The following is a 12,312-nucleotide window of genomic DNA, read 5'->3' as shown; positions in this document are numbered from 1 at the left end:
GACGGCCCGGCCGCAACGCTTGCGTCACCGCGCACACTGCCATGTTCACCGCCGTACCGTCCACCGCCGCCACCAAGACCGAACGCTATGCCGAACTCGCCGGCCAGGCGCGCGGGCTGTTGGCCGGCGAATCCGACCGCATCGCCAACGCCGCGAATTTCTCGGCCCTGGTGTTCCAATCCCTGCCCGACCTGAACTGGGCCGGCTTTTACTTCTTCGACGGCAAGGAGCTGGTCGTCGGGCCCTTCCAGGGCAAGCCCGCCTGCGTGCGCATCCCGCTGGACCGCGGGGTATGCGGCGCCGCCGCCAGCCAACGGCGGACGCAGGTGGTGCCCGACGTGCACGCCTTTCCCGGCCACATCGCCTGCGACGCGGCGTCGCGCTCTGAAATCGTGGTGCCCCTGGTTCAGGGCGATGCGCTGGTCGGCGTGTGGGACGTGGATAGCCCCCTGCCGGGCCGTTTCGATGAAGAAGACCGACTGGGGATGGAAGCGCTTTGCCGCGTTTTCCTGGACAGCCTCAGGACGTGACCGGCCCGGCATTGCGCTGCGGCCGCGCGCCGAATCGCTCCAGGTACTCGCGCGTCAAGGGCTGAAGGATTTCCAGCGAGATTTCGCGAAAAATCGACCGGCCCAACGTGCGCCGGCCGTCCGGGTCGTCCGCGGCGAGTCCCGCCGCGTTGAGACGATGCGCCAACGCCTGTTCCAGGCGCCGTTCCAGTTCCTGGCGGCGCGTTTCCTGCAGCGCCCGATAGCGTTCGCCTTCAAGCCGCTGCAGCAACGTTTGCCACGGGTCATAGTCCAGCGCCAGGAATTCCTCGAAGCCCTCTTTCTCCCGCCGTCGCACCGCCGCAAGCGCGGATTGCATGTCTTCGCCCTTCAAGCGCGAATGGCCGTAATACAGCATGTCGGGGACGACCACGCTCAAGTCCAACGCATCGCGCAGTTTCACCTGATATGCCAGGTAGACCTCGATCTGGTCGCTCTCCGATTGCGTCGCCGCCTTGTCCGCCGCGATCTTTTCCAGCTCCGCAAGGCGGAACATCTGTCTGGCGACTGCAATCGCATCGGCGACGCGGCCGTCATAAAGACCCCGGCGGATGTCGTCGTTCAACATCAGGGTTTTCAATTGATTCAGCGTGTACGCCACCCGGTCATCGCACCGCGACGTGGCGTCGCGGCACGCGGCGAATATCAATTCACGCACATCCTTCCGGCTGGCATCCGATAGATCGACGAGGAGCTTCTGTATATCGGCCCTGAACGCCGGATCGGCACAGCATCTCAGGCCGAGCAGCCGGATCAGGAACTTGCGGAAATCGTTGGCGTGCGGCGGGTCGCCGAATTCCGACCACCAGGACAGCGCCGGCCCTGGCACGCTGTCCAGCCACGCCATCATGACCGCGGGCAATGGCGCCTGAGGCGCAAGCGCGGTGCGTCCGAACGTCGAGACGTCGGCCGGGGGCGGCTCGGGGTTGCCGTCCGAAATGGCGGGAATCCGGTTGCCGCGCAGGGACGGTTGAACCACCGTGCGCGGCACCGGCGCCGCAGGCGTCAAACACGTGCGGTCCGCTTCCAGGCGCATGATTCCGGCGCGAAGCGGCGGCAGACTGCGCAACGGATTGTCCGAAATGATCAGCGTCTTGATGTGCGATGGCAGGGCGCGCCTGGGCTGCCGGATGTCGTTTTCCGCGATGTCCAAAATTTCCACGCTGTCGGGCACCTGGGGCACGTCTTCGAGACCGGCGCTCCGCGCACGGAATACCTTCAATCCGGAGGGCAGATTCGATAGATCGGGCTTGCGGCAACCGTCGATGCAATAGGCCTGCAGATCCGCAGGCACCGGCGGCAGCGATGTCTCATGGACGCCCCTGCCACGAGATTTCTCGTTCAGTCCGATGTCGAGCCGGGGAGGATGGCGCGGCTCTGATCGATCGCTTCTGGCATAGGCCAGCCACCAGTCGTTGCCCCACTCGCGCAGCACCAGCATGGAAGGGGTCGCATACAGCTCGGGCTTGGCGATTGGATTGCCGCTGCGCAGCGCTTCAAGAAGGTGATTGAAGCAGAAGTGGACGAGGCCGCCGTAGCATCGCATTTGCCTCAAATCGGTCTTGATGTTTTCTGCGACACGATGGCGCACGCGGCGTTGCATGACGCCGGACGCCGACTCCGCCCATTTGTCCAGCTTCTTCTCGTACGTGCTGTCCGGCCGGTCTCTATAGTCTGGCCGGTAGAGGAAGATATCCGTCCCGCCTGTCACCGTCATCCGGTAGCCCGTCGTTTTGCAATAGACGGCGGCGAACTCTCGCACCAGTTCCAGGTCCGTGGCTGCGGCCAGGGCCGCGAGATCCACATGCCATTCGCTCGCAAGTGCGGACGCGCCAATGCCGAGGAAGCCATCGCCGACCGCGCAACAGTCGTTCAGCGAGGGCCGTTCCTGCCACGCATGCCGCCGCACAACGATCGCCGGCGCTTGCCGGAAGTGATCGTGATAGGCCTGCAGCGCTTCGAAAATGATTTTTCCATACGGATCCGCCTGCAGCCGGTCCAGCAGCGATCGAAGTTGAGCGGATTCTTGGGCGGATATGTCTCCGCGCACGCCGGCGAGCAGGATGTCGCTGAAAGAGCCGCCGGTCGACAGCGCCGGAGGCTGGTGCGGGCCCGGCAGAATCAGATCGAGAACGGTGTTGAGCGCACCGATGCGCATGTAAAACTCCCTCCATCAGAATGGAGCCCGCTCAGTGTCCGCCGCGGGGGAGGGGTTCCTCGGGCCAGGACCCGGCCGCCCGCGGCCTTGCTCTGTGCTGCCATGTGATCTAAAAACCCGCATAGCTCCGCGAGAAAAACCGATGCCCAAAGGCACGCCGCGAAGCGGACATCGAGGAGACATGGCATGGAATGGGACACGCAGGACGCCTACGATTACGTCATTGTGGGCGCCGGCTCGGCGGGCTGCCTGCTTGCCAACCGGCTGTCGGCCGATCCCGCGACACGGGTGTTGCTGCTGGAAGCGGGGGGACCGGACACCTGGCACTGGATACATATCCCGGTGGGCTATCTCTACTGCATCGGCAATCCCCGGACGGACTGGTGCTATCGCACGCAACCCGATCCGGGACTGAACGGCCGCGACCTGGGATACCCGCGCGGGCGGGTGCTGGGCGGCAGCTCCTCCATCAACGGCATGATCTACATGCGCGGCCAGCGCGAGGATTACGACGGCTGGGCAGCCGCCGGCAATCCCGGCTGGAGCTGGGACGACGTGCTCCCGCTGTTCAAGCAGACCGAGGATTACCACGGCGGCGCGGACCCCTACCACGGCGTGGGCGGGGAATGGCGGGTCGAGCGCCAGCGTCTGTCCTGGGACTTGCTCGACGCCTTCCGCTCGGCGGCGGCCCAGGCGGGAATCCCGCCGATCAACGACTTCAACCGCGGCGACAACGAAGGCTGCGACTACTTCGACGTGAATCAGCGCCGGGGGGTGCGCTGGAACGCGGCGCGCGCGTTCCTGAAGCCCGTCATGAAGCGGCCCAATCTGCGCGTGGTGACGGGCGCGCATGTCATGCGGCTGGCGTTCGAAGGCAGGCGCGCCGTGGGCGTCTGGTTCCGCGGCGACGCCGGCGGCGAAGAACGCCTGGTCCGTGCGCGCGGCGAAGTAATCCTGTCGGCGGGCGCTATCGGTTCCGCCCAATTGCTGCAGGTTTCCGGCATCGGCCCCGGGGGCTGGCTGCAAGAGCATGGCGTGCCGGTGCTTCACGACCTGCCGGGTGTCGGCGCGAACCTGCAGGACCACCTGCAATTGCGCATGGTTTACAAGGTCACGGGCGCGAAGACCTTGAACGCGATCGCGGGCACCCTGTGGGGCAAGGGCATGATGGGGCTGCAGTACGTTTTCCTGAAGCGTGGGCCCCTGACCATGGCGCCGTCGCAGTTGGGCGCGTTCGCCCGCTCCGGCCCGGAGCAGACGCGGGCCAACGTGGAATATCACGTCCAGCCGCTGTCGCTGGAAAAGTTTGGCGATCCCTTGCACGCGTTCCCGGCCTTTACCGCCTCGGTGTGCAACCTGCGGCCCACCAGCCGCGGTCATGTACGCATCGCCGCGCCGGATCCCACGGTCCCGCCGGAAATCCGCTGCAATTACCTGTCCACCGAAGAAGACCGCCGCGTCGCGGTGCAAAGCATCCGGCTGACGCGGCGTATCGTGGCGCAGCCCGCGCTGGCGCCCTATCAGCCGCAGGAATACCGTCCCGGCGCCAGCCTGGATAGCGACGAAGAATTGGCGCGGGCGGCGGGCGACATCGGCACCACCATCTTCCATCCCGTCGGCACATGCAGGATGGGCGTGGACGCCCAGGCCGTGGTCGATCCGCGGCTGCGCGTGCATGGCATCGAAGGCCTGCGGGTGATCGATGCGTCGATCATGCCGACGATCACGTCCGGCAATACGAATTCGCCGACCATCATGATCGCCGAAAAGGGCGCCCGCATGATTCTGGAGGACAGGCGCGCACGGCCGGCACGGGCGGTGGAACCGGCGCCGGCCGGCGCGCTGGCCGCATGATGGCGCGGCCGTAACGATTTCAACGGCGGGAGCGTCCGGCCGACGCTCGCGCTCATTCGATCTCGGATTGAGCTGGTTTTCACTTGGGGACGCCTTTGCGGTCCGACGCAAGGCGGACCATGCCGCGCTCCAGCGCCGCTTCGCATGGGACTCCCCACTCATGTTTCACACCAGCTCACCTTCCGTTCCCCGCTTGCCGCCCGCGCCCGGCGCATTCGGACCGGCGTTCTTTCAGTTCTACGAACCGGATTCGGCCCAACGCGTCCTGGCGGAGATCGAAAGCAAGACGTCCAGCATCAGCTATTCGGCGGACCGGTATCGCAGCCATGCGGAGTTCTGCCAAAGCCCGGACTTCGAGCGGTACAGGCAAGAGGTGCGGGAAAGCCTGGACTTTCTGGTGCTTTTCTGTAGTGACCATGGCGTGCTCGATGTGGAGGCCGTTTCCCGCCGCTTCGATACGTTCTTCGCCCATCGATTCGAAGAGGCCTATTTCCATACCCAGGCCGCGCGTATCGATGGGCCTGGGAAAAGATCGCTCGATAATTTCTGCGCGATGGTGCGCGACGACCGGTTTCCGCTGGACAAAAGAATCGCCGGGATACTGGACCTGTCGCACGGCGTGGTGGTGTGCGCGCCGGTGTCGGTGGCGAATCTGGTATCGGCGGCCCGGGATCTTGCCTTATCGATCGGCGGGCTCAAAGGCCTGTTGTGGAAGCTCAAGGAAGACCATGCGCGGCAGATCCTGCGACGCGAAATGGCGGCAAGGTTCGGCCGTGAAGAGCGTTACAGGAATAACGAGTCCCACGACATAAACGCCCTGTGGAACCTTATCGCCGATACGATGGGCTTCAAACAGCTTGACGACTCCGGCCGAAAAATGGATGCGGCGTTCGTGGCAGCCTGCCGGGACAAGGTCGTGGCCGCCTTGACGCCAGATCGCCTGGCCGGCCTTGTCGCCGAGCAGTGCCGCGACAGGTTTGCCAGTGAGCTGGCGATCTACGGCAAGCCTGCGTCGGGGGAATGCACCGCCGAAATGATGGAAGCGTTCTCCGGCGTGATCCACGCGGTGGGCGATGCGCTGGGCCTGGACGGCGATACGCTGGAACTGCACGCCTTCGTCGCGCTGGATGATGATATGCCGCCCCGCTATGCCATTCGTACCGACGCGTCGTTGATCGCCAGGGCGGTCCTCAGGGGCATGCATACCGAGCAATTGCTGGCCGATGTCCCCGTCAATCGGGGAGAGTGGCTGGACGATAGAGGCGATCGCCACGCGCTCTTCACCTACGGCAGCGAGGCCGCTTGGCAGGCGCAGCTGACCGGCATGGAGTCCGATGAACATGGGTGGAGCCCGCGCCTGACTTCGGACCTGATCACCGTGTCCGATCTTCTTGCGTGGTCCAGCGCGCCGGGAAGGGAACGCGAGGCTCCCCCGGCGGCGGCGCTGCGGCAGGCGATACGATGCAGCGGCGTGGACGATCTTGCCAACGTCCCCCAGCATTGGCTCGTCGATGCGGGATCTGTCGTCCTGCTGTTGGATCGGCTGGGCGAGCAACAGGCACGGCAGTTCCTGCAGTCCAACTTGTCCTACTTGCTGAACGGATTCCCGGCGGAAGAAAGAAATGGCGTGCTGGACCGTGTGATCGGGATGGGCGACGCCGCCCTGGTACTGGCGCGCGCGTGGTGCCCCAATCCCTGGGCGCTGCTCGCCCATGGCCATCCCGACACCCGGCTGTACCGGTGGATGACGCAAGGCAACGTGCCCGCGATCGAGGCGGCCATCACCCTGCTGAACGATCGCGAAGACCGCTGGTGTGCATGGCAGGCCCCGGCATTCAAGAATGCGGACGGCGGTGGCAGTCCGTCCGGGTCCGGCCCGCCGCTGTGGAAGCCGGCGGAGATTCTCGACCTGCTGGTCGCGACGCCGACGGAGCTGCCGCCCCTTCATGCCGCCATGGCCGCCAATCACGCGGACGCGGTGGACGCGTGGGGCCGCCTGTTGTGCGAACCGGGCCTGGTCGATGGTCTATCCGTTCGCTCGCTGGTTTCCAGTCTGGCCAGTCTGTCTGGCGGCGGGTCCGCCCTGGGCGCCGCCATGCGCGGCAATTGCGCGGCCGCCATCAAGGCTATGCAGGCGTTATTGACCGCGCCTGCCGTTGCCGCCCGCATCAGCGGCGACCTTCCCGGCCTGATCGAGGCAGCGGATACCCTGAAGTACCCGGGGCTGCTCAGTGCATTGATGCGAGGCAATGTGGCGGCCATCGAGGCCTACACCGCGCTGCTGGCGGACCCGCGCATCACCCCGCATGTCAAGGAAGCGCTGCCGCGGCTGCTGGCCGCCAAGGATGCACAGCGTGCCGTGCCTGGCGTGCTCGGGGCGATCGAACGCGGCAAAGTCAGTGCCATCCGGGCATACCATGCGCTCTTGAGGCATCCAGCCGTGGTTCCGCATATCGAGCAGGCGCTGCCCGATCTGCTGGCCGCCCGGGTGCCGCACTCCGGCACGTGCGGCCTTGCGTTCTCCATGGAGTACGGCTATGCCGGCGTGATCGACGCATTGCATGCCATGCTGGCCGATCCGATATTTTTGCCGCATATCGCACCCGCATTGCCGGGGTTGGTCGAGGCCCGCAGGACGAACGGCATGCCGGGGCTGGCGCTGGCGCTGCGCAATGGCCATGTTGCGGCGATAAAGGCGTTTCATGAAATGCTCAGGGATCCCGCGATCCTGCCGCACATCGCGCCGTCGCTGCCCGACCTGTTGGCTGCGCGTGACGGCGCGGGAACGCCCGGACTGGCGCTGGCCCTGCAGGCACTCCAGCCTGCAGCAGCCGCTGCCTTTTACTCGATCCTGGCGGACCGCGACCTTGCGGCATTCCTGGGCGATAAAAAGGCCGAGCTGATGTTGGCGCCCGGTGCGGCATCGGCGGCTGTTCCGGCCACGGCGGCGCCATCCGGCGGTGCCGCCAACGCGGGACATCGCGCGGATGCGCCTGCGCCGGCCGCCAATGGCAACCGGAACGCGGCGCGGGGCGGGGTTCGCCGCGCCGCCCCGAACCCCATGCGGTGGCTGATGCGGCAACTCGGTATGTAGCGAAGACAGCCCGCCGCGCAACCGCGGCGGCGCTCAGCTGCGCGGCGCCGCCGCTTCCAGGCCGCCCACCACGAAGGCGGTGATCTGGTCCATGATTTCCTGGGGGTCTTCGGGATTGCAGACGCCCTTGGCCAGTTCCTCCAGCCGGTGGGTGTCCGAAAACGCGTACATATAGGCGCCCACCATAAGCGTCACGCGCCAGTAGACGTCCCGCGCGTTCAGGTCCGGCCGGGCGCGGCCGATGGCCTCCACATACGCGCGCGTGGACGCATCGTAGGCTTCGTTGCGCAGCTTGTACGAGATCTCGGGCGGCTCGGTATGCAGGCGCGCCTGCAGCCGGATGAATGCCCGGCCTTTCGCGGTGCGGCGCAACGCCAGCGTCGGCTCCAGAAAGGCGCGCACGATGTCGCGGATGGCGGGGCGGCGCTTGCCTTCCTGCAATGCCTGCAGCCGCTCCATCCGCTCGTCGGAGATCTTGCGCCCGCGCCGCAGGAAGACGGCTTCGTAGAGGCCGTGCTTGGAGCCGAAGTAATAACTGATCAGCGCCTGCGTGACCTTGGCCTTTTCCGCGACGTCGCGCAGGGTGGTGCCTGCGTAGCCCAGATCGGCGAAGCGGCTTTCCGCCGCATCCAGGATTTTTTCGCGCAGATTGCCGTTCGCGCCCTCGGGCCGTCCCGGGCGCGCGTGGGCGGACGCGCCGGCGGCCTTCGGCGCGGCGGTCCGGCCGCGGGCCGTTCCTGTACGTCTGCCTTCCACTCGTTCTCGTCCTTGCGTCCGTCGCTGCATAGCGGCTGCCCAATTGCCAGCCGCCGCGCATTTTCCCATATTGAACCCATGCCGGAAGCACGGTCGCGCTTCCGGCATGGGCCTTCCCGTCAAGCAGCGCGGCGCTGGGGTTCGGTGCAGGGGCGGAAGGCGGTGGCGTCGTATTCGTAGACCCAGTTCGCGCGGATGCCGCCGGCGTGGGGATTGAACAGGCCGCGCCACCAGTATCCGACGTCGCGCTTGAGCTGTTCCCAGCGCGAAGGCAGGTGATAGGTGCGGCCGCGTTCGCGCGATTCGAGCTGGACGCGGCTGGTGCGGGGCAGCCGCTCGGCTTCGTAGTCGCGCAACGCCGCGGCGACATCGGCGCCGTGGGCATCGAGCGCGGTGGCCAGCACCCAGCTATCTTCGATGGCCATGGCCGCACCCTGCGACAGGAAGGGCAGCATCGGGTGGGCGGCGTCGCCCAGCAGCGCGATGCGGCCCTGGTGCCAGGTCGTCATGGGATCGCGATCGAACAGGCCCCATTTGAAAACCGTGTCGGCGCGTTCGAACAGCCGCATCAGGTTGGGATGCCAGCCGCGGAATGCGCCCAGCAGCTCCTCGCGGCTGCTCGGCGCGTTCCACGATTCCTCGACCCATTCCGCCGTTTCGTTGACGGCCACGATATTGACCGCCTTGCCGCGGCTGACGTAGTACGTGACCACGTGGCCGTGCGGTCCCATCCAGAACGAAGAATCGGGACTGACGAAGGACGGCATGGCATCGAAGGGCACCACGGCGCGATAGCACATGTTGCCGGTGAAGCGGGGCGCTTCATCGCCGAACAGATCGCGGCGGACGATGGACCGCACGCCGTCGCAACCCACGATCGCATCGGCTTCGTACTGGCTGCCGTCTTCGAACGTGGCGACAGCGGCGCCGCCTTCGTTGCGCACCGACGCGCACGCCGCGGACAGCGATACGGATGATTCAGGAATGCGCCGCACCATGATCTGGTGCAGGTCGGCCCGATGCACGTGGTAGAACTCCGCGCCATACAGGCGGGGGCATTCCGTGACCAGCGGCATGCGGAATTGTTCGCGCGCCGTCTTCCAGTTGCGGCCCACCAGGGCCTGGGGCAGGAAGCCGATCTCGCGCAGGTCGTCGCCCAGTCCCAGGGCCTTCAGCACCTTGACGGCATTGGGCGTCATTTGGATGCCCGCGCCCACCTGGCCGAAGGCGGCCGTGCGTTCGAACAGGCGCACTTCAATGCCGCGCAGGGCCAGGGCGTTGGCGAGCGCAACGCCGCCGATACCGCCGCCGATGATCCCCACACGTTGTTTTCTGCTCATGCTCTTCTCCTCACGCCTCGCGGGCGCCGGGTTTGTTATCGATTGCCGTCGCCCTCGGCGCGGGCGGAATCGAGAATCCGCAGCGCCTCGTCGCGCGTCATGACCGCGGCATACTTCTGCCGCATGTCGAAAAGATTGGCCTCGTGCGGGCCGATCGCGCGGTCGCCCACGCAGTCGCTGGCCACCAGGGGCTTGAAGCCGTGCGACATCGCGTCCACGACGCTGGCGCGCACGCAGCCGCTGGTGGTGCACCCGGCCACGACGAGGGTACGCACGCCGCGCTGCGTCAGCCACGGCGCCAGGCCGGTGCCGAAGAAGGCCGAAGGCAGCGTCTTGCGCACCACCAGTTCGCCCGCGCGCGGGGCCAGCACGTCCACCACGGCGCTGGCCGGGTCGTGCTCTTTCAGTGTGAGCATGCCGGGCACTTTCAGGGTGAACACGTTGGCGTCGCCATCGTCGTCGGCGAACACGATACGGGTGTGCGCCACCGGCCAGCGGCGATCGCGCGCGTGCGCCAGCAGCGCAATGGTCGCTTCGATGGCCGCGGGGATATTGCCGCCGCCGAAGCGCGCGGGGTCGGCGAACCCGTTGACGAAATCGACGATGAGCAGGCCCGCCGGACCGCTCAGGTCCATGTCGGCGCCAAAGCCCTGCTGCCGGTAGACGGCTTCTTCCTGGTGAGTCATGGGGTGTGCTTTCCGTGGTGCTAGGGTTGCGCTGCGTCGATGACCTTGCCCTGGCGGACCACTTCCTGGCCGTCCAGGCTGACGGTGCAGGCCCGCAGCGGAATGTCGATATGGCAGGCCGTGGTGCGCGCGCCGCCCGCCTCGTTGTTCGGCCCCAGCGAGAACAGGAAGTTGCCCTCGTAGGCGCGCGCGTCCATGCCGATGCTCGCTTCGCGGTCGTAGAGCGACAGCGTGGTCCAGTGCGCGCGCGGCTGCAGGCCCCAGCCGATATGCGAGATCGCATACGCTTCCGGGTCGTTGAAGCTGCGCATGTATTCGCGCAGCAGCTCGGCGTCCACGCCGCCTTCGATGCGCGTGGCGTAGCCGTTTTCCACCGTCAGCGTGATGCGGTCGTTCGCGTACGACTTCTGCGGCAGCAGGATGTCGCCGCGGTCGATGACGATGGTGCCGTTGGCCCCCCCTTCGTTGGGCCAGGTCAGCACGAAGCCGCTGGGCCAGTGGTCCCAGCGGCCTGGCTCATCGACGAAGCCGTACTCGCTGATGGCGGGGAATTCGCCCAGCGGGCAGCTCAGGTCGGTGCCGGCGGCGGAGGTCACGCGCATCTCGCGCGCGGCCGAGATGCGGGCGGCGGCCGCGGTCACGCGCGCCTTGTCCTGCGCGGTCGGCACCAGGCGGGCGAGCACTTCGGGCGGCTCCACGGCCAGCAGGATCTTCGTGCCGCTTTGCAGGATGTCGTGCTGCTCGGGCGAGAACAGCAAAGTCATCAGGTCCAGCACCAGGTCGCTGGCCTTCAGCGCCGCGATGGCGGCGCGGTTGCCGGTCAGCGGCGTGGTGCCCAGGTAGGCCAGCGCGTCGCGGCTCAGGGATTTCTCGCCGTTGACCGGCGGCAGGTCCAGCCGGTTCACGATTGCGCCCATGTCCTGGCAGGCGATCAGGGCCGTGGACAAGGTCTGCGGGTGTGTGCCGGCGCTGGTCAGGATCGTCACCGTCTGGCCGCGCTGCAGGCGGGAAAGTTCAAGCACCTGTTTCCAGGCACGCACCATTTCGAAGTCGCTTATCGCCATGTCGAAGCTCCCAGAAAATCGCCGAAGGCCGCGTAGAAGCCGGCCTCGTTGTCCCAGGGGATCATGTGCCCGGCGTCGGGCACGCGCACGTGCTCGGTGCCGGGCTTGAGCGCCTGGATTTCCGCCACGTCCTCGTCCTTGACCACGTCGCCGCGCGCGGCGGTCATCAAAAGCAGCGGCGCCTGCACCGCGGGCAGATTCGCGTGGATGTCCTGCGTATGGAATTCCTCGAAGCTCTGGCGGATGGCCCGCTCGTCGCAGGTGTGCAGCCATTGCGCGCGCAGCCGCAGCTGGGCCTCGGTCCAGGTCGGGCAGAACTTGCGCATTTCTTCCACGCCCATGCCGTGGCGGGCCTGGGCGATGGAATCGACGTACCAGGGCAGTTGCGCCGGATACGCGCGCCGTCCCGGCCCAGAGACGGGCGGGTCGACGGCGACGATGCGCGCCAGCCCCGGCGGATGCGCGCTGGCCGCGCGGATGGCGATCCGCCCGCCCATGGAGTGGCCCACCACGCTGTAGCGCGTCAGCCCCAGCGCCTGCGCGAAAGCGTTCAGGTCGGCCGCCTGCGCGTCCAGGCCGTAGTCAAGATCGTCGCCCGCCTGCGACAGGCCGCGACCGCGCACGTCCAGAATGTAGGTGTCGAAGACCTGGCCGAAGCGCTCGCCCACGAATCCCCAGGTGACCGCCGGGCTGGTGATGCCCGGCACGATGATCACCGGATCCATGCCAGGGCGCTGGCCGCCGTAGCGCAGATAGTGCTGGCGGATGCCGTTGGCGTGCACGTGCGCGCCATACAGGAATGTGCTTTGCAT

Annotated in this window: 9 protein-coding genes; 3 read left to right on the top strand and 6 right to left on the bottom strand. The window is 66.9% G+C overall.

Going from position 1 to position 12,312, the window contains the following annotated elements:
- Window positions 1-41: 41 nt before the first annotated feature.
- Window positions 42-530, top strand: a complete 489-nt coding sequence (locus CAL13_RS20445) for a GAF domain-containing protein (RefSeq protein WP_086059030.1) — start codon at window positions 42-44, stop codon at window positions 528-530.
- Here the strand turns inward: CAL13_RS20445 and CAL13_RS20440 are convergent.
- Window positions 520-2,706 carry an NEL-type E3 ubiquitin ligase domain-containing protein gene (locus CAL13_RS20440; protein ID WP_086073388.1) on the bottom strand — a complete coding sequence of 729 codons (2,187 nt, stop codon included), beginning with the start codon at window positions 2,704-2,706 and terminating at the stop codon, window positions 520-522. The genes CAL13_RS20445 and CAL13_RS20440 overlap by 11 nt on opposite strands.
- A gap of 186 nt (window positions 2,707-2,892) precedes the next feature.
- On the opposite strand from CAL13_RS20440, the gene CAL13_RS20435 reads away from it, so the two are divergent.
- Together CAL13_RS20435 and CAL13_RS20430 are read left to right on the top strand one after the other, a co-directional pair.
- Window positions 2,893-4,560 (top strand): GMC family oxidoreductase, encoded by a 1,668-nt coding sequence (locus CAL13_RS20435; RefSeq protein WP_086073387.1) that lies wholly within the window; start codon window positions 2,893-2,895, stop codon window positions 4,558-4,560.
- A 160-nt stretch (window positions 4,561-4,720) separates the two neighbouring features.
- On the top strand, window positions 4,721-7,654 hold the full coding sequence (locus CAL13_RS20430; RefSeq protein WP_157664907.1) for a hypothetical protein: 2,934 nt from the start codon (window positions 4,721-4,723) through the stop codon (window positions 7,652-7,654).
- A gap of 33 nt (window positions 7,655-7,687) precedes the next feature.
- Here CAL13_RS20430 and CAL13_RS20425 read toward each other — a convergent pair whose 3' ends face one another.
- The 5 genes from CAL13_RS20425 to CAL13_RS20405 all read right to left on the bottom strand — a co-directional run bounded on the left by CAL13_RS20425 (window position 7,688) and on the right by CAL13_RS20405 (window position 12,312).
- A complete protein-coding gene (locus CAL13_RS20425) occupies window positions 7,688-8,410 on the bottom strand; it encodes a TetR/AcrR family transcriptional regulator (protein WP_232467716.1) in 723 nt (240 codons plus the stop codon).
- A gap of 119 nt (window positions 8,411-8,529) precedes the next feature.
- Window positions 8,530-9,750 carry an FAD-dependent monooxygenase gene (locus CAL13_RS20420; RefSeq protein ID WP_086073384.1) on the bottom strand — a complete coding sequence of 407 codons (1,221 nt, stop codon included), beginning with the start codon at window positions 9,748-9,750 and terminating at the stop codon, window positions 8,530-8,532.
- 35 nt (window positions 9,751-9,785) lie between these two features.
- Complete coding sequence (locus CAL13_RS20415; protein WP_086059024.1) at window positions 9,786-10,436, bottom strand: N-carbamoylsarcosine amidohydrolase; 651 nt, start codon at window positions 10,434-10,436, stop codon at window positions 9,786-9,788.
- 20 nt (window positions 10,437-10,456) lie between these two features.
- Window positions 10,457-11,500, bottom strand: a complete 1,044-nt coding sequence (locus CAL13_RS20410; RefSeq protein WP_086057532.1) for a 2,5-dihydroxypyridine 5,6-dioxygenase — start codon at window positions 11,498-11,500, stop codon at window positions 10,457-10,459.
- The gene (locus CAL13_RS20405; protein WP_086057533.1) at window positions 11,491-12,312 is read right to left on the bottom strand and encodes an alpha/beta fold hydrolase; all 822 of its coding nucleotides are present in this window, start codon (window positions 12,310-12,312) and stop codon (window positions 11,491-11,493) included. The genes CAL13_RS20410 and CAL13_RS20405 overlap by 10 nt, the downstream gene beginning before the upstream one ends.

The organism is Bordetella genomosp. 9 (assembly GCF_002119725.1).
Lineage (GTDB): Bacteria > Pseudomonadota > Gammaproteobacteria > Burkholderiales > Burkholderiaceae_B > Bordetella_C.
Note: the sequence above shows the minus strand (reverse complement) of the source record. Positions and strands in the feature narration are given on the sequence as shown.